Raw genomic sequence first — 21,507 nt, forward strand, 5'->3', positions numbered from 1 at the left:
CTAGTCATACCGCGGGCCCACCTGAGCGCGACGGCTCAGTCGACCTCGACCGCCGCCCGCCCGGCGACGTACGAGTGCGCTCCGGAGGGGCGCCGGAGCACGACGCTCAGCGAGGCGATGATCCCGAGCGCGCCGAGAGCGGCGGCGGCGTAGAAGGCCTCGCGCATCCCCGGCACGACCTCGCCGGGAGTGCCGTTGGCGACGTAGACCGAGGCGATCACGGCCAGGCCGATCGACCCGCCGAGCTGCTGCATGGTCTGCACCAGGCCCGAGGCCGAGCCGGCGTGGGCGGCGTCGACACCCTCCAGGCCCAGAGCCGTGGTGGAGGTGAAGACGAGCGAGGCGAAGGCACCGTTGAGGAGGAACGGAGCCAGGACGGCGCCGGCGTATGTGCTCGTCTCCGACAGCGTGCTCAGCCACAGGAACGACACCGTGAGACCGGTGGCGCCCAGGACCAGCACCCGCGGCATCCCGATCCGGGCCGCGATGCGAGGCGCGATCCGGGACATGCCGAAGATCATCAGGGTGAGCGGCAGGAACGCCAGCCCGGAGGCGAGCGGCCCCATGCCGAGCACGCCCTGCAGGTAGATCACGGTCAGGTAGAACGTCGCGAACTGTGCGCCGACCAGCCCGACCGCGGCGATGAACGCGGCGACACGACGGTGGCTGTTGAAGAGGTGGAGCTGCAGCAGCGGGTGCGCCACCCGGCGCTCGGTGAGCACGAGGGCGACCAGCAGGAGCAGGCCGACGGCGATGCCGCCGATGGTGCGTACGGAGGTCCAGCCGTGCTCGGGGGCGCCGATCAGCGACCAGACGATCGCGGCCGCACCACCGGTGGCGGTCACGGCCCCCACCATGTCGAAGCGTCCCGGTCGCCGGGCGGTCTCGGAGACGAGGCGGCCGACGAGGGCGAGCACGACGAGCCCGATGGGTACGTTGATGAACAGCGTCCAGCGCCACGACGCGATGTCGGTGAGGATGCCGCCGAGGATCAGGCCGATCGAGGCGCCGCTGGAGGAGACCGCCGCGAAGAGCGCGATCGCCCGGGCCCGGCCGGCCTCGTCCTTGGCCGAGGTGGTCAGCAGCGCGAGCACCTGAGGTGCGGCGATCGCGGCGCCGAAGCCCTGAAGCGCCCGGGCGATGACGAGCAGATCGTCGGTCGGGGCGAGCCCGCCGGCCAGGGAGAAGAGGGTGAAGACGGACAGGCCGGCGACGAACATGCGCCGCCTGCCGAAGACGTCGCCCAGGCGACCGCCGAGCAGCAGCAGGCCGCCGAAGGCGAGGGTGTAGCCGTTGAGGACCCAGGTGAGGGCCGCAGGGGTGAACGCGAGGTCGTCGGCGATCCGGGGGAGCGCGACGTTCACGACCGCCGAGTCGAGCACGATCATCAGCTGGGCGACCAGGACCAGGGCGATCCCGGCGCCGGCGGCCTTGGTGGCCGCGGGTGGCGTGGGTGGTGCCACGGTGGTTGTCATTCGAGAGCTCCTGTTGGAGACGGAAAAGGAGTACAGTGAAGCGGAGGAAGTCTCCGCTTGCATGGAACACTACCGGAGGGTGTCTCCGTTTAGCAACGCGTTTATCCGTGCCGGTGGTGACTGCTGTTAACGTGAGGCCCCGCAGAGCGGCGGGAGCCACTGAGGAGGTCCGGATGAGAGCCGACGCGCAGCGCAACCGCGAGCGGCTGATCGAGGTCGCCCATGCGGTCTTCAAGGAGCGCGGTCTCGACGCGCCTCTCGACGAGGTCGCCCGGCGCGCGGGCGTCGGTCCCGGCACCCTCTACCGGCACTTCCCCACGCGTGAGGCGCTCCACGAGGCGATCATGGCGACCTGGATCGAGGAGGTCTCCGCCCACGTCGAGAAGGCGATGGCGACCGAGGGCGGGTGCCGCGAGAAGCTGCTCGCCTGGTTCGAGGAGTACGTCGCGCTGCTGACCCGCCACCAGGGCGCCGCTGCCAAGATCACGGCCTCCCTGGGCTGCCAGGACTCCCCGCTGCGCACCAAGTGCCAGACCTACGCCGACGCCAACCAGAGCGTCCTGGCGGAGATGGCCGAGCACGGCGTGCTGCGGGAGGGCGTCGACAACCTCGACGTGTGCCGTCTCCTCGGCGGTGTCGCGACCATGGCCGACCAGTCGTCGCTCGACCCCCAGGACGTACGTCCCATGCTCGACGTCATTGCGAACGGCGTCCTCAAATCCTGACCTGCCCTGGGGCAGACTGGGGGTATGTCCTTCACCTCGCCGGTCGGCGGCCCGCAGAGCCCGCTGAAGCTGGAGTTTCCTCAGTCGCTCGCGACCTATGACGACTACGCGGCCGCGCAGAAGTCGGTCGACTTCCTCTCCGACAAGGAGTTCCCGGTCGAGAACTGCATGATCGTCGGCACCGAGCTGAAGCAGATCGAGCGGATCACCGGACGCCTCACCTGGAGCAAGGTCGCGCTCGCCGGCGTCCTCTCCGGCGCCTGGCTCGGTGTCTTCGTCGGCCTGATCATGTCGCTCTTCGGCGGTGAGAACTTCCTGTTCATCCTGCTCTCGACGGTGCTGCTCGGCGTCGTCTTCGGCCTGATCTGGTCGCTGATCGGCTACGCCGCGACCAAGGGCACCCGCGACTTCTCGAGCGTCAAGATGATCGTCCCGACCAAGTACGAGGTCCTGGTCGAGCACAAGGTCGCCGCCCGTGCCCGCGAGCTCCTCGCCGACCTGCCCGGCGCCCTTCCCAACCCCTTCTCCTGAGCGCCTACCGCCGCACACGTCTCGGATGATGAGACGTGTGCGGCGTTCGTGTGTAGCCACGCGTGTTCCGGGGAAGAACTCCGTTGAAGAGGGAGGCCCCGATGTCATCTCAGATCAACGTACGTCCCGGCGAGCTGGTCAAGCTCGCCGACCGCTGCATCGACTGGGCGATGGACCTGACCGCTGCGACCACGGACAACGCCGGCGCGCTCCACGTCGCCCAGCGCGATGCCGGTAACACCCAGGGCGGCTACGACACGACGGCTGCCCATGGGCCGTTGGTCGAGGCCGCGTCGAGCGCACTCGAGTCGTTCGCGGCGGTCTTCGAGGCCGACGCCGACGCCCTGATGCTGTGTGCGTTCGACCTCTCCGCGACCGATGAGGAGACGGCACGAGCCGCCCAGTCGAGCAACTCGCTGCCTCCGGGGCCGTTGCCGCGACCGCCGGAGCCGACCCCGGGTCCGAAGCCGCCGTCGCCCACGCCGAGCCCGTCGCCGGGCCCCACCCCGACCCCGCGCTGAGGAGCACGAGATGTCCGAAGGCACCTGGAAGCTGTGGGACGACGCGGCCTCGATCGACGAGGCGTCGCGAGGCTGGGCCTCGGTCGCGAAGGCGCTCGACGGCGTCACCGAGTCGTTCATCAGCGGCTCCAAGGACGTGGTCGCCGACTGGGAGGGCCGGACGGCCGAGTCCTACGAGGCGCACCGCAAGACGCTGCTGACCGACCTCGACAAGGCGCGCGAGCTCGCCGACAAGGGGTCCGCGGCGATGGCCCGGATCGCCGGCACCGTACGCATCGCCCAAGGTCACCTCGACCAGTCCTGGGCGACCGTCGCCCACATTCCGCACCAGGGCAGCCCGTCGGGCGACATCCGGTTCCAGCCCGAGACCCCCGAGGACAGCAAGCTCGTCACCGACGCCATCGCGCGCGCCTACGAGATCCGCACCGGCCTCGATCGCGACCTCGACGCCGACCGGCAGGTGCTCGTCGACACCACCGCCGCCTGGCAGGCTCTGTCGACGAGCATGGCGGCCATCGCCGAGTCCGGACAGGACCCGTTCCACGTCCCGGCCGACGTCGACTCGGTCGGCATGATCAACGTCGACGGCAAGACCTACATCAACACCGGCAGCGGCGACGACGTGGTCACGGTCGGGATCAATCCGCTGACCGGGAAACAGGTCGTCACCGTCAACGGCCAGATGTACGAGGTGCCGCCCGGCAACGAGATCGTCATCCGCGCCGGCGAGGGCAACGACGAGATCAACGTCCCGCAGGGCACCAACGTCAACCTCTCCCTGCTCGGTGGCAGGGGTGACGACCGGCTCAACGGCGGCAGCGGGAGCGACCGCATCCTCGGTGGCCAGGGCCGCGACCACGTCTTCGCCGGCGACGGTGACGACCGGGTCTCGGGAGGCACGGATCGCGACTACATCGACGCCCAGGGCGGCAACGACCTCGCCACCGGAGCGGGCGGGGACGACACCGTCTACGGCATGGCCGGAAACGACCGGATCAGCGGTGGTCGCGGCCAGGACTACCTCGAAGGTGCCGACGGCGACGACGTGCTCGTCGGTGGCGACGGCAACGACATCGCCTCCGGCGGCGACGACAACGACCGGATCCACGGTGGCGCCGGAGACGACGTGAGCTACGCCGGGCGGGGGACCGACACCACCTATGGCGGCTCGGGTGACGACAAGGCCCACAGCGAGTCCGGTGACACCGATGAGGACGTCGAGAAGCACGTGACGGTCCAGATCACCGAGGTCCCGGAGTGGATCAAGATCGAGGGGTCACCGGAGTTCGTCGCCCGGACCCGTGCCGACCTCGAGATGCTGGCCGCGTCGCCGACCGGGCAGCAGATGCTCGCCGCGCTGGACCGCAGACACGACGACTCGGGTGTGTTCGGGATCGGGCAGGAGAACCTGACCATCCGGGAGTACGTCGGTGACACGCCGAACAGCTCGGCGTCCGACGGGCCGATGGGCGGCAACGAGATCAAGTACATGCCGGACATCGACACCATGAACACCGGCAACCGTGCTCCCCAGACGCCTGTCGACGGCCCGCCGGTCGCGGTGCTCTACCACGAGATGGCGCACGTCTACGACTACATGCACGACACGCTCGAGCCCGGCGAGTATCACGGTGACGACCCCGAGAACCAAGGGACCAACAACCGTGAGCGCGAGGCTGCCGGTCTGCCCGTCGACCAAGACAACGACCCGAGCACGCCGGAGCAGATCGACCCGGACCATCCCTACGTCTACACCGAGAACGGGCTCCGCGACGAGATGGGGGCACCGCACCGTGACCACTACTAGGTTGATGATGCTCGCATCGCTGCTGACGGCGGGAGGTCTGGTGATGAGCGGCTGCGCGAAGGCTCCCGAGGGGGAGCGGGAGATCGAAGGCGTCCGGTTCGAGTCGGAGATCGCCACGGCCGGCGATTCGCTCGAGGTCAGCTATCGCGTGGTCAACGACGCGGAGATCGACGTCTACGTCGTCGACTCGGTGCCGACGTACGCCAACGGAGCGCTGCAGCCGGCTTCGGCGGACACCGTCTACGTCCTGGGCAGCGGCGGGAGCCGGGCGGAGGTGAGCAAGCGCGTCTTCCCCGTGCCGGACGACACGTCGTTCGCCCAGATGCCGGCGGTCGGCTGGGTCAGGCTCGCGGCGGGCGAGGAGATGGAGCGAGACGTACGTGTGTCGTTGCCGCTCGAGGCCTATCGCCCGTTCGACGACGACTCGGCACCGGACCTCCCGGACCCGGTCGACGAGGTCATCTTCTGTGTCGGTGTCCTCGACCTCCGTGATCTCTATCCCGACGGCGTGCCGGCCGAGGTCACCGGCCTCGCCCATTCCGACTCGGCCGCGGCGTCCCAGCAGATCTTCTGCTCCGATCCGGCATCCGTGGACTGATGAAGCGGGTCGGCGTGCTCGTGGTGGCGCTGCTGATGCCGCTCAGCGGGTGCGCCGAGGATTCGCCCTACGGCGAGTTCGGCCCGTCGGGATCGGCGCCGGCGCCAGTGGCTACCTTCGATGCCGAGGTGACGGTCGCCGACGCCGAGGTCCAGGTGAGCTACCGGTTCGCCAACGAGGGTGATGAGCCCCTGCTGCTCATCAACCGGCCCGCGGTTCCTGCCGGTGCCGGCGTCCGTTACCGGACGGACGCGGCGTACGTCACCGAGGACGCCGACGGTGGGGCGCTGTTGTCGCAGGCGCTCTTCGGCTTCCCTGACACCGACCAGACCTGGGCGTCGATCCCGAGGGTAGGGGTCACGGAGGTGGCGCCGGGCGAGGCCGTCGAGGTCGAGGTGACGTCGGCATTGCCGTTGACCTGGTTCCACCCGTTCGGGACCGACCTCGGAACGGGATCGATGTCGCTGCCGAGCGATGTCGCCCGGGTCAGGTTTTGCCTCGGCGTGGTCGGCCCGCGGCGCCCCGAGTCGATGACGCCTCGGACCGAGGAGGACGGGACGCGGACCGTCGGCCACGCGAGTGCCGCGCAGCACCTGTTCTGCTCAGAGCCCGAGGAGCTGTGAAGCCGAGCATGGTCCGTGGGCCACGCTCGGCTTCACGACCTCGGACTCAGCGGCCGTGGGCCAGGTCGTACCAGGTCACCTCGGTGGCCATCCCGTTCGCGGTGCGGCCGAGACGCTTCTGGTAGGCGACGAGGGCGACCTGGGTGTTCCAGTCCAGGACGCCGGTGATCTTCGGACGCTCGGGTGCGGAGGTGGCGCTGAGGGCGCGCTGGAGGTCGCGGACGCTCTCGCCGGCGGAGCCGCGCTTGAGGAGCGGGCGGCTGTTGGCCGCCCACAGCGTCTTCCAGGCCGCCTGGGTCCAGGTCGTGCCCACCGCCAGACCGTGCGAGCGCTGCCAGGCGTTGATCGAGCTCACCAGCCCCCGGTCGTACGTCCCGTCGATGGCGCCGCCGAAGTTCCCGCGCTCGCGGAGCATGCACTCGAGCGCCTTGGTGTAGATCGGCGAGGGGGTGTAGGAGCTGGTGCGCGGCTTCAGGGCGGGGTAGCTGGTGAAGCTGACCGGCACGCCGCCGCAATGGGTCACCGGACGCGCGTAGGAGCCTCGGCCGAGGTCGACGAAGTTGGAGTCGATCTCGATGGTGGTGCCGCCGTGGGTCTCCTTGTGCGGCCCGCGGTACTGCTTGACGCGCTTGTGGGGGTTCCAGGGGGTGTCGGGGATGTAGCGGGTCGAGGTGTTGGCGCGGCCGTCCCAGTCGGCGATCCACAGATCGGCGGGGTAGACGAAGCCGCGCGGCTGGGCGTGCCAGACGGCGTACATCGCCTTGATGCCGGACGACGCGCTCGAGTACATGCCCGGTCGGTAGCCGAGCGCCTTGACGCGGTGGCTCCAGGCCGAGACGAACCACATCGCCGACTCGCGGCAGCGCTCGTTGCCGACGTCGAAGCCCTCGAGGTCGTAGAACATCGTGCTTCCGGCGGCGATGCCGTAGCGCTTGGCGGCCTCGACGGTGGCGTTGGCCTGGCTGATGCCCTGGCGCTTGGCCTTGGCGTACTGGTCGGCCGGGTTGGCGCTGATCCGCGGGTCGTCGCGGTAGCGCGGGAAGTGCGGGTTGCAGGATGCCTGCGGCCCGAGCGTGATCGGGAGCAGCCGCCACCCGCGCGCGAGCTGGTTGCTCACCCACGTCGCGCTGAGGTTGGTCTGGTTACGGCAGCCGCGGGAGTTGCCGGCGATGTAGATGCCGACGGCGCCGAAGTTGGAGTGCCTCCACCACCGGTCCATGGCCGTCTGCGACGGCGCCTGGCACTGGTCGAAGCCGTAGCCGGTGAAGTTGCCCGGTGTGACCCGGTTCGCGGCCGCCGCGGGGCTGGGTGCTGCCAGCCCCGCGACGCCGACGACGCCCGAGATCAAGCTCGCGCCGAGCGCCCGTCTGACGTGCCTGAGCCTGGTGAAGTCCCCCATATTTCGTCACGGTAGTCACAACCGTCACTCAGTTACCAGGAGACGCGCGCAGGCGACGCCGTTTGGTTGACCTGACATCAGGACGGGACGGGCGTACGTCAGGAGTACGGCAGCAGCGTCTCGTCGATCTTCTCCCAGGCCGCCCGCAGCTCCGCCAGGTCCTCAGGTCGCTTCCGGGCGAGATCGGCCTGCTCGCGTACGTCCTCGCTCAGGTCGTAGAGGTGGTCGGTGCCGTCGAGCTGCAGGTACTTGAGGGGGCCGCGGCGCAGCGCCCGCTGCCCGCGCATGCGCCAGAAGAGGTCCTGGGTCTCGCGCGGCCGGCCGCCGAAGAGGAGCGGGACCAGGCTGGCGCCGTCCAGCGGGTAGTCCTCGGCCGGCGTCGCCCCGGCGAGCTCCAGGAACGTCGCGGTCCAGTCGGTCGTGACCACCGGCTCGTCGCTGACCTGGCGACCGCGCAGGGTGCCGGGCCAGCTCAGGATCGTGGGCACCCGGATGCCGCCCTCGTTGAGCCCCGACTTGGCGCCGGTGAACGGCCACACGTTGGAGAACCGCTCGCCGCCGTTGTCGCTGGCGAAGAAGACGACGGTGTCGCGGAGCTGCCCGGTGCGCTCGAGGGCCTTGATGACCTGGCCGATCGACTGGTCGAGGTCTTCGACCATGGTCTTGTACGTCGCCAGCGAGCCGCCGTCGGTGTGGAAGAGCACGCCCTTCTCGCCACCCTCGATCCGGGCGGTCAGCTCATCGCTCACCGCCTTGTCCTCGGGTCCCTCCCAGGGCCAGTGCGGCGTGGTGAAGTTGAGGTTCAGGAGCCATGGGGTGTCGTGGTCGCGCTCGATGAAGCTGACGGCCCGCTCGGTGACGATCTCGGTGTAGTAGCGAAGGTCCTCGACCTCCACCTCGTCCTCGTAGAGGTCGTGGGCGCCGTTGTGGTTGATCTTCGAGAAGTAGTCGAGGCCGCCGGAGAAGTTGCCGAAGAACTCGTCCCACCCGACCCGGGTCGGGCTGTACCAGGGCAGGTAGCCGCAGTGCCACTTGCCGAACAGGGCCGTCGCGTAGCCCTGCTCCTTGAGCAACGAGGCCAGTGTCGGGTGGTCGAGCGGGATGCCGTGCAGCTTGTTCGGCGCCGAGATGGGTTCCGGCAGGCCGCCTGCGAGGCGGCCGGGGTAGCGCCCGGTGTAGAGCCCGAAGCGGGTCGGGGAGCAGACCGAGGAGGCGGAGTACGCATCGGTGAACCGCACGCCCGAGGCCGCCAGCCTGTCCAGGTGGGGCGTCTTGATGTCGGGGGAGCCGTAGGCGGACAGGTCGGCCCAGCCGAGGTCGTCGCCCAGGATGACCAGGAGGTTGGGCTTGCGCCGGGGCCGGTTGACCTTGCGGGCCTGGAACGGCTCTTCGTCGGCGGCGTTGGCGGGGGCGGCGAGGCCGGTGGCGGCGATCGCGCCGGCCCCGGTGGCCAGGAGGCTGCGTCGGCTGAGCGTGCTGGGGGAGGACACCGTATGGCCTTTCTTTAGTGAATAACTACGAATAGAAGACTAGGCGGCGCCCCCTCCGGCGGGCCGGGGTCTCGGTCGGCGGACGTGGTCAGGACGTTCGTCCTGGCTGATTTGCCCTAACCAAAGCCGCTCCGCGGCGTTAACTTGGTAAAGAAACGGACCGCAAAGGGGGTTGGGGCCGGTGCAGAGACGACGTGATCGGGTGACACCGGTCCTCTTCGCGATCACTGTTCTGCTCGCGCTGGCGGTCGCCGGGATCATCCACGTCGCGCACGGCGGCGAGGTGGCCGGACCGTTCGTGGCCGCCGACCAGGTGAGCTCGACCACGAAGCGGGTCAACACGCCCTACGTCTGCTGGGACGGCAACGGCTCCGGCTCGCTGACCCGGTGCCCGGACCCGCGTGGCGAGGACGGCATGCGGTGGGTCTTCCCCGGCTATGCCGACGTCGCTCGCAGCGGCGAGTGCACCCGGGGCGCGACCGGCCCGCGAGATCTCTTCGTGGAGTGCTCGCTCTCCTGGCGCGGCAGCCCGATCCATCTCCACTACGCCTACCGGAGCGACTGGCAGGACGGCCGGCAGAAGTTCGACGCCACCGGCTCGACACCGATGATCGAGCAGCGCCCCGACGGCGCGATGTCGCTCTCCTGGCGTCCGCGCCGGCTGGCCACCCCGCACGGCGAGGCCTCCTGGATCACCGCCGAGATGGTGGAGGGTCACGGCTGGAGCGTCGCCGCCTACGCCGGGGACGGCGAGGTCGCCCGGCAGGCGCTCGAGGAGTTCGGTGAGATCCGCGACCTGCGGGAGTGGCGCGGGCTGCCCAGATGATCGGCGCCCGGTGACGACTCGGGGGATTGGGCACTTCTGACGTAGATTTCTGCCCGTGACCGAGACTTCGTCCGCTGCCGTTGCGTCCGATCTTCCGCTCCTGGACACCGTGCACCACGCTGCCGGTGATCCCGACCGCGAGCAGCCCTGGGCCGAGCTCGGCCTGAAGGAGGACGAGTACGCCGAGATCAAGCGCATCCTCGGCCGCCGGCCGACCGGCGCGGAGCTGGCGATGTACTCGGTGATGTGGTCGGAGCACTGCTCCTACAAGTCCTCCAAGGTTCACCTGAAGCAGTTCGGCGAGATCCCGCAGGAGACCCCGGCCGGCAAGATGCTCGCCGGTATCGGTGAGAACGCCGGCGTGCTCGACGTCGGTCAGGGCTACGCGGTCACCTTCAAGGTCGAGTCCCACAACCACCCCTCCTACGTGGAGCCCCACCAGGGCGCCGCGACCGGCGTCGGCGGCATCGTCCGCGACATCCTCGCGATGGGTGCCCGGCCGGTCGCCGTGATGGACCCGCTCCGGTTCGGCCCGCTGTCCGAGGAGGACACCCACCGGGTGCTTCCCGGGATCGTGTCCGGCATCGGCCACTACGGCAACTGCCTGGGCCTGCCCAACATCGGTGGCGAGGCGGTCTTCGACGCCTCCTACCTCGGCAACCCCCTGGTCAACGCGCTCTGCGTCGGCGTGCTCCGCCACGAGGACCTCCACCTGGCCAAGGCCTCCGGCGCCGGCAACCTGGTGATCATGTACGGCGCGCGCACCGGTGGCGACGGCATCGGCGGCGCCTCCATCCTGGCGAGCGTCGAGTTCGACGAGGACGGTCCCGCCAAGCGGCCGAGCGTCCAGGTCGGCGACCCCTTCATGGAGAAGCTGCTGATCGAGTGCACCCTCGAGCTCTTCTCGGCCGGCATCGTCCGCGGCATCCAGGACTTCGGCGCGGCCGGCATCTCGTGTGCCACCTCCGAGCTCGCCGCAGCCGGCGACGGCGGCATGCACGTACACCTCGAGCGGGTGCCGCTGCGCGACTCGACGCTCGCTCCGGAGGAGATCCTGATGAGCGAGTCGCAGGAGCGGATGATGGCGGTCATCGCGCCCGAGGACGAGGCGACCTTCATGGACATCTGCGCCAAGTGGGACGTCGAGGCGGCCGTGATCGGCACCGTCACCGGCGAGGGCCGGCTGCGCGTCGACTGGCACGGCGAGACCATCGTCGACGTCGACCCGACCACCGTGGCCCACGACGGCCCGGTCTACGAGCGCCCCTACGCCCGCCCGTCCTGGCAGGACGCGCTGCAGGCCGACGTGGCCGAGAAGCTGCCGCGCGCGGCCTCCGCCGAGGAGCTGCGTGAGACCATCCTGACGCTGGTCGCCTCGGAGAACCTGTGCGACAAGTCCTGGATCACCGAGCAGTACGACCGCTACGTCCGCGGCAACACGGTCCTCTCCCAGCCCTCCGACGGCGGCATGATCCGCGTCGACGAGTCGACCAACCTCGGTGTCGCGCTCGCGACCGATGCCAACGGCCGCTTCGCCAAGCTGGACCCCTACGCCGGTGCCCAGCTGGCGCTGTCGGAGTCCTACCGCAACGTCGCCTCCGTCGGCGCCAAGCCGCTGGCCATCTCCGACTGCCTCAACTTCGGCTCCCCCGAGGACCCTGACGTGATGTGGCAGTTCGCCGAGGCCACCCGCGGTCTGAAGGACGCCTGCCTCGAGCTCGGCATCCCGGTCACCGGTGGCAACGTCTCCCTCTACAACCAGACCGGTGAGGTCGCCATCCACCCCACGCCGGTGGTCGCGACGCTCGGTGTGATCGAGGACGTCACCACGCGTACGCCGTCGGACTTCCAGGCCGCCGACGAGGTCGTCGTGCTCCTCGGTGAGACCCACGAGGAGCTCTCCGGCTCGGAGTGGGCCCACGTCGTGCACGGTCACCTCGGCGGGCTGCCCCCGAAGGTGAACCTGGGGGCCGAGAAGGCGCTGGCCGAGCTGCTCGGCGAGGCCCGCTTCATCACCTCCGCCCACGACCTCTCCGACGGTGGCCTGATGCAGGCGCTGGCCGAGCCGGCGATGTCCTCCGGCATCGGCGTCTCGGTCACCCTCGCCGGCGACCCGTTCGTGGCGCTCTTCTCCGAGTCGGTCGCCCGTGCGGTCGTCACCGTCAAGGCCGACGACGTCGAGCGGCTCACCTCGCTGGCCGAGCGTCACGGGGTCGCGGCGACGAAGCTCGGTGTGACCGGCGGCGCCACCTACGCGATCTCCTACGACGGCGGCGCCGTCGAGATCCCGCTGGAGGAGCTCACCGGCGTCTGGCGCTCGACGCTGCGCGACGCGCTGGCCTGACGGTTCGGCCGCCGCCGCGGCCTGCGGTGGATGATCCACTCGGCGATCAGCAGGTTCACGACCCAGCTGACCCACGCCGAGGCCGCGGCGGCTCCGGCGAGCGTGGGGTCCTCGGTGCCGATGTCGGCGCCGGTCATGACCTCGGGCACGAAGATCATGATCAGCACCATGCCCCAGAAGCGGTTGGCGACGATCGAGAACGCCATCGCGTAGCTGCGGTACATCCACTCGCGGTGGTCCTTGAACCGCCGCTGCCGGGCGGCGCGGTAGCCGAGCACGGTGAACAGCAGGAACAGCAGCGCCAGGAGCGTGTTGCCGACCTGCTGGGAGGGGCCGGCCACGGGGAACTGGCTGGTGACCAGCGCCGCCACACCCGTCGGGATCGCGGTGACGACGTAGGTGCGGCCGGTCCAGCGGTGCACCGTCGGATGGTTGGTGCGCAGCCACGGCCACAGCTGGAGCACTCCGCAGCAGAGCATCACCGAGCCGAAGAAGATGTGCGTCACCAGCGCCGGGTAGAAGGCCGGCCCGCGGTCGGTCTCGACGAGCGACTGCGACGGGTCCAGCCCGACATACCGCGGCAGTGCCGTCATCAGGAAGATCACCGTCACCGCGGCCAGCGGGAAGACCCACCATTGGCGCGCCAGAGGTCGTGGAGGTGTGCTCATGGGCCGTCCGATCTAATAGCGTATGGCATTAACTGTTTATAGAGTACGCAGATCCGATGGGCGGTCAACCGGTTTCGGGAAGGAGCAGGGCATGATGGACGCGATGAGCTCTGACCTGATCCCTCGTCTGTGGGGCAAGCCTCCGGCCGGCCGACGCGGCCCCAAGCCGGCGCTGAGTGTCGCCCAGATCGTCGAGGCCGCCTACGTCATCGCTGATGAGCAGGGCCTTGCGGCCGTCTCGATGGCCCGGGTGGCCGAGGCGGTGGGCTGCTCGCCGATGGCGCTCTACCGGCACGTGAAGAACAAGGATGAGCTGCTCATCCTGCTCGCCGACCGCCTCAGCGCGGAGCTCCCCGCGCCGTCGCGTGACCTGGGGTGGCGAGAGGGCCTGGCGGCCTGGATGCGCGCGCAGGTCGACCTGGCGCTCAGTAAGCCGTGGTTCCTCGATCTGCCGCTCGGCGCGTCGCTGCCCGGGCCCAACCGGCTCGCCTGGCTCGACCTGGGGTTCTACTACCTGCGCGAGGTGGCGCTGCCCGCCGAGGAGAAGCTGGCGATCCTGGGGATCATCGCGCAGTACGGCCTGGGTGAGGCGAGGATCGAGGTCGAGGCCGCTCGGCTCGCGGAGAACCCCTATGCCTCGTTCGAGCAGATGCTCGTGACGTACGCGGATCCGGAGCGCTTCCCGAACCTGATGGAGTCGATGGCCACCTGGCGGCCTGCCGGGCCTGGTGAGGGATCCGATTCCGACGACCCGTCCGCGTTCGGGCAGAGCCTGCTCATGGCCGGGATCGCCGCCCACATCGAGCGCCACATCGAGCGCAGCGCCCCAGAGTAAAGGCCGATACCCTGGCGGGGATGTCCCCCCACCTGCATCGCCCCGTGTCCTCTGTCCTCGTCCTGCTGCTGGCGGCCGCCGCGCTGCTCGTCGGCGCTGGTCCGGCTTCCGCGGGGGAGGGTGGCACGATCAAGCGCCTGGCCAACGCCGCGCGGGCCGACGCCGGTCTCGACCCCCTCATCCGCGACTCCGCTCTCGACGGGCTGGCGCGGAAGTGGGCCTACAAGATCGCCGCCGACGGGGAGCTCTCGCACAACCCCGACCTCGCCGAGCAGGTGCCGGAGGGGTGGCAGGGCGTCGGGGAGAACGTCGCGATGGGCTACCCGACCGGCGCCGAGATGCACCGGGGCTGGATGGGCTCCGACGGGCACCGCGCCAACATCCTGGGCGACTACACCCACATCGGGATCGCGTTCGTGGAGGTCGACAACACCACCTGGGGCGTCCAGGTCTTCGCGAAGTACCCGCCGGGGGTGCGGCCGACCGAGAAGCCGAAGACCGCCGCACCGGCACCGACCGCGCCGGCGACGACCGAGGCGCCGAACCCTCGCCAGGCCGCGAAGCCCAAGAAGTCGGCGACCTCGTCGCCGACCCCGTCGCGTACGCCGTCGGTCTCCGCATCGCCGTCGGAGTCGCCCTCGGCCTCGCCGTCGGAGTCGGAGTCGCCTTCGGCCCTGGCCGGGAGCGACTCGGAGACGGCGGGCCCGGTGACCTTCACCGACGCCTCGGACGGACCGAATCCTTCCTCGAGCGGGCTGTTCGGGATCGGCTACGTCGAGATCGCCGTCGCGGTGCTCGGGCTCTCCGCGCTGGGGCTGCTCATCGCGTTCCTGCTGGCGTGGCGCCGGGGCCGCGAACGGCGCCGGCGCGACCTCGAGGCCACGCGGTCGATGCGGCCGGCCGGACCCTACCCCGGCGGACCGGTCCATCGGGGTCCGGTCCCTCCCGCCCGCCCCGGCTTCCCCGCCGGCCCCGGCTACCCCGGCCGCCCCGTCCCGGGTCCTCCCGTCCCGGGTCACCCCAACCCGTACCCGGGCGGCCACCGCCGGTGGTAGGCGCCTAGTCGGTGACCGCCGCGGTCACCGGCTGAAGGCTGTCGGCCGGAGCCGGCCGAGCCGAAGGCGTACGCCGGAAGACGACGAACGCGATGACCGCCGAGACCGCCATCATCGTGACCGGCAGCCAGAACGCGACCTGAAGAGCCTCGGCGGCCAGGGGAGCGACGGCCACGCGCTCGGCGGGTGACACGGTGCTGAGCGCGCCGACACCGTCGCCGCCCAGCCCCGGCAGGCGCGCGGAGAGCGCGGCGGCCAGGAGCACCGAGACGCCGGCGGTGCACAGGGCGGTGGCGACCTGGTTCATCACGTTGATCATCGTCGATCCGGCCGGGATAGCGCTGTCCTCGAGGTAGCGGGTGGCGATGGTCATCGTCGGCAGCATCACGAACCCGGCACCCGCGGTGGCGATCGCGTGGGTGGTGGCCAGGAGCGGCATCGGCGCGTCGGCGCTCAGCTGGAGCGCCAGGGCGCCGAAGCCCAGGGTGGCGACCACGATGCCGGAGCCGATCACCGGCAGCGGCGGGAAGCGGTCGATGAGGCGGCCGGAGATCTGGATCATGATCCCGGCCGCGATCCCGGCAGGAGCCATCAGCAGCCCTGCGGTGGTAGCGGACTCGCCACGTACGACCTGCCAGTAGAGGGGCACCAGGATCATCGAGCCGAAGTAGCCGCCGGCGAAGCAGACCAGCAGCGCGGCGCTGCCGCCGGTCAGGCGACGGCCGAGGAGCCGGATGTCCAGGAGCGGGGCCGCGGCGCGGAGCGCGTGCCGGACGAAGAGCGCCACCAGGACGATCCCGGCCCCGATCGGCACCAGCACCTGAGCGTCGAGGAGCGTGCCCTCGGCGAAGGAGGTGCCCAGGACGAGGAGCGCCATCGCGGGAGGGAGCAGAAGCAGGCCGCGTACGTCCAGGCGGGCGCTCGGCCCGCGGTCCAGGCGCGGGAGGTTGCGCAGGCCGAGGATCACGCCGAGCACACCGAGCGGCAGGTTGATCAGGAACATCCACCGCCACGACATGGTGTCGAGCAGCCAGCCGCCGAGCACCGGTCCGAAGACGGGGCCGACCAGCACCGGCAGGCCCATCAGCGCCATCAGCCGGCCGCGCTCCTCGGGCGGCGCCGAGCGCAGCGTCAGGGTCATCGCGGCCGGCATCACGAAGCCGCCGCCGAGCCCCTGCAGCACCCGGAACGCGATCAGCGACTCGACGTTCCAGGAGGCCGCGACCAGGCCGGAGCCGACGGTGAAGACACCGATCGCGGTCAGGAAGACCTGACGGGCGCCGAACCGGCTGATCGCCCACGCGGCGGCCGGGATGACCGTCGCCAGGGCGAGCGTGTAGCCGGTGGCGACCCATTGGATCACGGGTAGCGAAGCGCCCGTCTCCTGGGAGAGACGGGCGATCGCTACCGCGACGATCGTGATGTCGATCGGGATCATCACCGTGCCGGCGATGACGGTGAGCACGATCGTTGTCGGGCTCGGAGCGGTTCGGGGTCGGGGTGTCATGCGTCCAGTCTGGAAGCTAAAGTGAACTTGAGGTCAAGGGGTTTCGGCCCGACCGTTCAGCTCGACCGCTCCATGGTCCGTACGCCGACCAGCACTCCCACCACCGCGACGGCCGCGCCCGCGACGAAACCGCTGGCGACGACGTCGAGGGGGAACTCACCGGCGAAGAGCGCCCGCTCCGCCTCCACGACGTACGTCATCGGGTTGATGTCGCTGAGGAACGTCAGCCAGCCGGGTGCGCCGTCGAGCGGGAGCAGGACACCGGAGAGGAGCAGCAGTGGGAAGATCAGCATCTGCTGCACCGTCCAGAAGATCCAGTCCTGCTCCTTGGCGGCGGTGGCCAGGGCGAAGCTGAACGCGCCCAGCCCGATCGCGAAGAGCGAGACGATGACGGCACCGACCAGGACCCCGCCGAGATGGAGGTCGAAGCTGAACGGGGTCACCACGGCGAGGATGACCGCGGCCTGGAACAGGACCGGCACGACCTCCTTCAGGGCCCGCCCGACCAGGAGAGACGGCCGGGAGAGGGGCGAGACCAGGAGCCGCTCGTGGGAGCCGGAGCGGATCTCCGCGGTCAGGTCGGCGCCGGTCATCGAGGCGCCCATCAGCGCGGTCATCACGACGATGCCCGGCACGAACCACTGCAGCGCGCTGCCGTTCTCGACGGCGGGCAGGAGCGGTGCGAAGAGGCCGAGGAAGACCAGCGGCTGCACCATCGCGAAGAGCATGGAGGCGGGCTGGCGCAGCTTGGGCGTGAGCTCGCGGACCAGCACGGTCCAGGTGTCGGTGAGGAACCCGGTCGGCCTGCTCAGCGGCTGGGTCGTACGTCGGATCTGGGTGGCGGGGACGGTGAGGGTGGTCATGCTGCTGCTCCTTCGGTCTGGGTGGTGGTGGAGTCGGCCGACTCGCGCAGGCTGCGGCCGGTGAGGTCGAGGAAGACGTCGTCGAGGGTGGGGGCGTGGACCTCCATCCGGATCGCCGGCGTGCCGTGCGCGGCCAGGTCGATGGCCATTGCCGGGGCGCTGTCGGCACCGCGCGGGGTACGGATCGAGACCTGCGTACCGGCGCGCTCGATGAGCGTCGGACCGGTCAGCACCGACTCGGCGCGGGTGGCGGCGGCGGTGGCGTCGGCCTCGTTGCCGAAGCCGAGGAGCACGAGGTCGCCGAGCCGCTCCTTGAGCCGGGTGGCGGTGTCGTCGGCGATCACCACGCCGTGGTCGACGACGATGACCCGCCCGGCGAGCGCGTCCGCCTCCTCCAGGTAGTGGGTGGTGAGCACGATCGTGGTGCCGTCCTCGTGGAGCCGGCGGATCTGCTCCTGCAGGTTGGCGCGGTTCTGCGGATCGAGCCCGGTCGAGGGCTCGTCGAGGAACAGCACCTCGGGGTGGTTGAGCAGCCCGATCGCGATGTCGAGACGCCGCCGCTGGCCTCCGCTGAGCGTCTGGACCGGACGGTCGGCGTGCTCCTGGAGGTCGAAGGCGGCGAGCAGCTCGTCGATGCGCGCCTTCGCGGCGGCCCGCGGGATGCCGTGGGCGCGGGCCTGGGACATCAGCTCGTCGCGGCCGCGCTGGACGAAGGCCGCGGCGTTGCCCTGGCCGACGTAGCCGATCGAGCGGCGGACCGCCGCGCGGGAGCGTACGACGTCGTGGCCGGCGACCTCGGCGGTGCCGGAGGTGGGCGGGATGAGCGTGGTCAGCATCCGCAGGGTGGTCGACTTGCCGGCTCCGTTGGGGCCGAGGAAGGCGACGAGCTCGCCCTGGTGGATCTCGAGGTCGAGCCCGCGTACGGCCTCGACGGTCTTCTTTCCGCGGGTGAAGTGCCGGGTCAGAGCCTCGGTGCGGATCACCGGCCGCTGGTTGGTGTGGTTCGTCATGTCTCCAGCCTCGGAGGTCATCCGGCCAGTTTCTGTCCGCTTTTGAAAATTTTTTGCGAGATCCGGTTTAGAAGTCCGGTGAGTGGGTAAGAGGGAGATAGCGCGACGACGGTCGGCTCGAGGAGGGGGCGAGCCGACCGTCGCGCGATCTCGGGCTGGTCTTCGCGAATCAGGTCACGACCTGGCCGCAATGGCGCTTAAGGTCGTGGCATGAGTACGAGCGCCCGGATGCTGCAGCTCCTCTCCCTGCTGCAGACCCACCGTTTCTGGCCCGGCACGGAGCTGTCCGTACGCCTCGAGGTCAGCGAGCGCACGCTGCGCCGTGACATCGAGCGGCTGCGCGATCTCGGCTACGACGTCGATGCCACCCGCGGGGTGGCCGGCGGCTACCAGCTTCGCGCCGGCAACGCGCTGCCGCCGTTGCTGCTCGACGACGAGGAGGCGGTGGCGATCGCGGTCGGGCTGCGCACGGCCGCGGCCGGCCTGGTCGCCGGGATGGGCGACACCTCCGCCCAGGCGCTGGGGAAGGTCGTCGCGCTGATGCCGCCCCGGCTGCGCCGGCGGATGGACGCGGTGACCTCGCAGACCGACTCCCTCCCGTGGGGCGGCCGGGTGCCGCTGGACGCCGGTGTGCTCGGCGTCCTGGCGCAGGCCTGTCGCGACGACGAGGCGCTCACGTTCACCTATCAGGCGCCCGAGGCCGAGCCGACCCAGCGCCGCGTCGAGCCGCACCGGCTGGTCACGCTCGGCAACCGCTGGTATCTCCTCGCCTACGACCGGGTCCGCCACGACTGGCGCTCCTTCCGGGTCGACCGGATCAGCGACCCGACGACCACCGGCCAGACCTTCCGTCCGCGGGAGATCCCCGGAGGCGACGCGGCCTCCTACGTGCAGGCGGGGATCCGCTCCCGGGCCGCGACCTACGACATCTGTGTCCTGATCCACGTCGAGCCCGACGTGGTCGCGCGGCGGGTGGGGCGCTGGGGCGAGGTCGAGGCAGCCGAGGGCGGCTGCCGGCTGCGGATGCAGGCCGACGACCTGGGCTGGCCGATGATGATCCTCGCCGGGGTCGAGGCCGAGTTCACGGTCGAGCAGCCGGCCGAGCTGGCCGAGCTGGTCAGGCAGGCGGGAGAGCGGTTCGTCCGTTCAGGCGTTTCGGGTTAGCCACTCCTCGCGCAGGAGCCCGTAGACCACCAGGTCCCGGCGTTCGCCCGGGTAGGCCTGCGCGCCGCGCATGGTGCCCTCGTGGGTGAACCCGAGCCGCTCGGCGACCGCACGGCTGCGCTTGTTGTGGACCGAGGTGTCGATGATCGCCCGGGCGATGTCGTACTCGTTGAAGAGCGTGTCGAGCAGCGCCGAGACGGCCCGGGTGACCAGGCCGCGGCCCTCGTAGGCCTCGCCCAGCCAGTAGCCGATCGTGGCCGACTTCTCGTAGAGGTTGATCCGCGCGGTCGTGGCGCCGGCCACCTGACCGTCCTGGCGGATGACGCACGGGATCGCCTCGCCCTTGACCCACTGGGTCAGCAGGTAGGTGCCGAAGCTGGAGATGCTGATCATCGACTGGTCGGCGTGCGCCCACGGCTCCCACTCGCGCAGGTGGTCGAGGTTGGCGTTGATGAGCTTGTGGACGGCGAAGTCGGTCGATCGGTCGCGCAGGACCATCTCCGCGCCGTTCCCGAGGTCGATGCTGAACAAGGTGTTCTCCTACTGAGCCGGACCGGAATCTGGATGGTAGCCGTCCTGCAACGCATCCAGGAGCAGCGTGCCGTAGGCGCGCATCTGACCAAGCACCGGGACGACCTCGCCCTCGAAACGGCAGATGACCGCGTACGCCGCCCGCCGGCCGGCCACGTCGAGCAGCCCGACCTCGGCGCGGACGCCGTCGTCGGTGCCGGTCTTGCTCCACACCTGGAGGCCGTTGTCGGGGTTGGTGTGGGCCAGCGGGTCCAGGCCGAAGGCGGAGGAGACCATCGACAGGTCGGCGGACGGCGCCAGCCAGGACAGGACGGTGGGGTGCGGCGTACGGAAGTAGGAGACCCAGTCGGCGGCGCAGCCGACCGAGAGCGTCGGCGGGTCGTCCGGCGTCCGTACGTCCCGGACCGAGTCGTTCAGCATCGACCCGCCCGGGGCGAGCCGCGAGGCGACCGCCTGGACCGGGGCGAGACCGACGTGGCCGAGGAGCACGTTGGTGGCCAGGTTGTCCGAGACCGCGCCGACCAGCCGGGCGCAGTCGGTCAGGGTCAGCGCGGGCGCGTCGAGGTGCTGCCACAGCCCGCTGTCGGCCACCGGGTCGACGCTGTCCTTGCGCAGCATCAGCTGACCGAGGGACGGGTCCGCGTCGAGCAGCTCCGCGAGGTGGTGCAGCAGGAAGAGCTTGCCGACGCTGGCGGTCGGCAGCAGCAGATCCGGGTCGGACTCGATGAGCACCTCCCCGGAGCCCGCCTCGACCGCGAGGATCGACCAGTCCGTCCGTGAGCTCATGGACCCGAGACTAGGCAGAGGTCGACGACTGCTCCTCGCGCAGCTCGCCCACGACCTGGATCTTCTGCCAGATCTTGCGGGAGAGGTCGACGGTGAGGCCCTCGACGGTGCTGACGGTGTCGAGCACGACGTTGTCCTGGGAGTCCTCGGCGCACAGCGCGGCGGTCTTGCCGACGAGGCTGAGCAGCTCGGAGCAGTACTCCAGGTAGTGGATCAGCTCGTCGGCGTCGAGGGTGAGCTTGACGCTGGCCGAGGTCTCCTTGAACCCCGTACGCAGCCGCTCGGGGTCCTTGGTGAGCTGGTGCATGTCGATGATGTGGGCCAGCGAGCGCAGCCGGTGGAGCAGCTTCAGCGCTCGCGACCGCAGCAGCCGCTCCGGGATCGTGTAGAGGAAGAAGATCGCGACCGCGGCGAAGATGAGGTCGTTGACCGTGCTCTCCATCAGCGGCAGCCACTGGACGCCGGTGAGCGTCTCGTCGGCGAACGCCGTCGCGAGGGCCCAGACGATGGCGACCAGGGTCAGCGCGAGGACGGCCACGATCAGCGTACGAGAGACAACGCGGGTCCAGCCGAGCCGCCGCCGGAGCCGGTCCCCGACGCCGGAGGACTCCCGGATCAGGCCGGCCAGCTCCTCGGCGACCTTCACCAGACCACGGTCGGGGAAGCGCGCCGCGATCCGCCCGCGCAGGGTCTCGACGGTCGTCAACACCATCGCCGACTCGAGTCTCTCCAGTCCCACGTCACGGAGC

At 70.3% G+C, this 21,507-nt stretch carries 21 protein-coding genes; 11 read left to right on the forward strand and 10 right to left on the reverse strand.

Annotation, left to right across the window (positions count from 1 at the left end; all coding sequences use genetic code 11):
- Window positions 1-35: 35 nt before the first annotated feature.
- Complete coding sequence (locus HD557_RS02030) at window positions 36-1,475, reverse strand: MFS transporter (RefSeq protein WP_196872659.1); 1,440 nt, start codon at window positions 1,473-1,475, stop codon at window positions 36-38.
- 173 nt (window positions 1,476-1,648) lie between these two features.
- Between HD557_RS02030 and HD557_RS02035 the strand changes: the two genes are divergently transcribed.
- From HD557_RS02035 to HD557_RS02060, 6 genes are all read left to right on the forward strand, one after another.
- Window positions 1,649-2,200 carry a TetR/AcrR family transcriptional regulator gene (locus tag HD557_RS02035; RefSeq protein ID WP_008360520.1) on the forward strand — a complete coding sequence of 184 codons (552 nt, stop codon included), beginning with the start codon at window positions 1,649-1,651 and terminating at the stop codon, window positions 2,198-2,200.
- Window positions 2,201-2,224: 24 nt separating this feature from the next.
- Window positions 2,225-2,731: a general stress protein gene (locus tag HD557_RS02040; protein ID WP_008360523.1), complete on the forward strand. Its 507-nt coding sequence runs from the start codon at window positions 2,225-2,227 to the stop codon at window positions 2,729-2,731.
- 101 nt (window positions 2,732-2,832) lie between these two features.
- On the forward strand, window positions 2,833-3,252 hold the full coding sequence (locus tag HD557_RS02045; RefSeq protein ID WP_231380144.1) for a hypothetical protein: 420 nt from the start codon (window positions 2,833-2,835) through the stop codon (window positions 3,250-3,252).
- Window positions 3,253-3,262: 10 nt separating this feature from the next.
- Window positions 3,263-5,059: a M91 family zinc metallopeptidase gene (locus tag HD557_RS02050; protein ID WP_196872661.1), complete on the forward strand. Its 1,797-nt coding sequence runs from the start codon at window positions 3,263-3,265 to the stop codon at window positions 5,057-5,059.
- A 7-nt stretch (window positions 5,060-5,066) separates the two neighbouring features.
- Window positions 5,067-5,657, forward strand: coding sequence for a hypothetical protein (locus tag HD557_RS02055; RefSeq protein ID WP_196872662.1), 591 nt, complete (start codon window positions 5,067-5,069; stop codon window positions 5,655-5,657).
- Window positions 5,657-6,280, forward strand: coding sequence for a hypothetical protein (locus tag HD557_RS02060; protein ID WP_196872663.1), 624 nt, complete (start codon window positions 5,657-5,659; stop codon window positions 6,278-6,280). The genes HD557_RS02055 and HD557_RS02060 overlap by 1 nt, the downstream gene beginning before the upstream one ends.
- Window positions 6,281-6,326: 46 nt before the next feature.
- On the opposite strand, the gene HD557_RS02065 is transcribed toward HD557_RS02060, so the two are convergent.
- Both HD557_RS02065 and HD557_RS02070 read right to left on the reverse strand, forming a co-directional pair.
- Window positions 6,327-7,679 carry a glycoside hydrolase domain-containing protein gene (locus tag HD557_RS02065; RefSeq protein WP_196872664.1) on the reverse strand — a complete coding sequence of 451 codons (1,353 nt, stop codon included), beginning with the start codon at window positions 7,677-7,679 and terminating at the stop codon, window positions 6,327-6,329.
- A 98-nt stretch (window positions 7,680-7,777) separates the two neighbouring features.
- The gene (locus tag HD557_RS02070; RefSeq protein ID WP_196872665.1) at window positions 7,778-9,169 is read right to left on the reverse strand and encodes a sulfatase-like hydrolase/transferase; all 1,392 of its coding nucleotides are present in this window, start codon (window positions 9,167-9,169) and stop codon (window positions 7,778-7,780) included.
- Window positions 9,170-9,371: 202 nt separating this feature from the next.
- Between HD557_RS02070 and HD557_RS02075 the strand changes: the two genes are divergently transcribed.
- Window positions 9,372-9,995, forward strand: coding sequence for a hypothetical protein (locus HD557_RS02075; RefSeq protein ID WP_196872666.1), 624 nt, complete (start codon window positions 9,372-9,374; stop codon window positions 9,993-9,995).
- A gap of 55 nt (window positions 9,996-10,050) precedes the next feature.
- The gene (purL, locus tag HD557_RS02080) at window positions 10,051-12,339 is read left to right on the forward strand and encodes a phosphoribosylformylglycinamidine synthase subunit PurL (protein ID WP_008360539.1); all 2,289 of its coding nucleotides are present in this window, start codon (window positions 10,051-10,053) and stop codon (window positions 12,337-12,339) included.
- Here purL and HD557_RS02085 read toward each other — a convergent pair.
- On the reverse strand, window positions 12,258-13,007 hold the full coding sequence (locus tag HD557_RS02085) for a DUF2306 domain-containing protein (RefSeq protein WP_196872667.1): 750 nt from the start codon (window positions 13,005-13,007) through the stop codon (window positions 12,258-12,260). The genes purL and HD557_RS02085 overlap by 82 nt on opposite strands.
- Before the next feature lie 103 nt (window positions 13,008-13,110).
- Between HD557_RS02085 and HD557_RS02090 the strand changes: the two genes are divergently transcribed.
- Together HD557_RS02090 and HD557_RS02095 are read left to right on the forward strand one after the other, a co-directional pair.
- Window positions 13,111-13,842, forward strand: a complete 732-nt coding sequence (locus tag HD557_RS02090; RefSeq protein WP_231380145.1) for a TetR/AcrR family transcriptional regulator — start codon at window positions 13,111-13,113, stop codon at window positions 13,840-13,842.
- 44 nt (window positions 13,843-13,886) lie between these two features.
- Window positions 13,887-14,897 (forward strand): CAP domain-containing protein, encoded by a 1,011-nt coding sequence (locus tag HD557_RS02095; protein ID WP_196872669.1) that lies wholly within the window; start codon window positions 13,887-13,889, stop codon window positions 14,895-14,897.
- A 4-nt stretch (window positions 14,898-14,901) separates the two neighbouring features.
- Here HD557_RS02095 and HD557_RS02100 read toward each other — a convergent pair whose 3' ends face one another.
- Genes HD557_RS02100 through HD557_RS02110 form a run of 3 tightly spaced genes read right to left on the reverse strand, consistent with a single transcriptional unit; the run spans window position 14,902 to window position 18,277 of the window.
- Complete coding sequence (locus tag HD557_RS02100) at window positions 14,902-16,404, reverse strand: DHA2 family efflux MFS transporter permease subunit (RefSeq protein ID WP_196872670.1); 1,503 nt, start codon at window positions 16,402-16,404, stop codon at window positions 14,902-14,904.
- Window positions 16,405-16,460: 56 nt separating this feature from the next.
- Window positions 16,461-17,267, reverse strand: a complete 807-nt coding sequence (locus tag HD557_RS02105) for an ABC transporter permease (protein WP_196872671.1) — start codon at window positions 17,265-17,267, stop codon at window positions 16,461-16,463.
- Window positions 17,264-18,277 (reverse strand): ATP-binding cassette domain-containing protein, encoded by a 1,014-nt coding sequence (locus HD557_RS02110; protein ID WP_231380147.1) that lies wholly within the window; start codon window positions 18,275-18,277, stop codon window positions 17,264-17,266. Before HD557_RS02110 ends, HD557_RS02105 begins: the two co-directional genes overlap by 4 nt.
- A 210-nt stretch (window positions 18,278-18,487) precedes the next feature.
- Between HD557_RS02110 and HD557_RS02115 the strand changes: the two genes are divergently transcribed.
- Window positions 18,488-19,441: a helix-turn-helix transcriptional regulator gene (locus HD557_RS02115; RefSeq protein ID WP_008360545.1), complete on the forward strand. Its 954-nt coding sequence runs from the start codon at window positions 18,488-18,490 to the stop codon at window positions 19,439-19,441.
- Here the strand turns inward: HD557_RS02115 and HD557_RS02120 are convergent.
- Genes HD557_RS02120 through HD557_RS02130 form a run of 3 tightly spaced genes read right to left on the reverse strand, consistent with a single transcriptional unit; the run spans window position 19,424 to window position 21,497 of the window.
- Window positions 19,424-19,972, reverse strand: a complete 549-nt coding sequence (locus tag HD557_RS02120) for a GNAT family N-acetyltransferase (RefSeq protein WP_196872672.1) — start codon at window positions 19,970-19,972, stop codon at window positions 19,424-19,426. The two genes, HD557_RS02115 and HD557_RS02120, sit on opposite strands and share 18 nt — an antisense overlap.
- Window positions 19,973-19,981: 9 nt before the next feature.
- Entirely contained in the window at window positions 19,982-20,758 is a 777-nt protein-coding gene (locus HD557_RS02125) for a serine hydrolase (protein ID WP_196872673.1), read from the reverse strand.
- A 10-nt stretch (window positions 20,759-20,768) separates the two neighbouring features.
- Window positions 20,769-21,497: a hypothetical protein gene (locus HD557_RS02130; RefSeq protein ID WP_196872674.1), complete on the reverse strand. Its 729-nt coding sequence runs from the start codon at window positions 21,495-21,497 to the stop codon at window positions 20,769-20,771.
- Window positions 21,498-21,507 lie beyond the last annotated feature (10 nt).

The sequence above is a fragment of the Nocardioides luteus genome (assembly GCF_015752315.1).
Lineage (GTDB): Bacteria > Actinomycetota > Actinomycetes > Propionibacteriales > Nocardioidaceae > Nocardioides.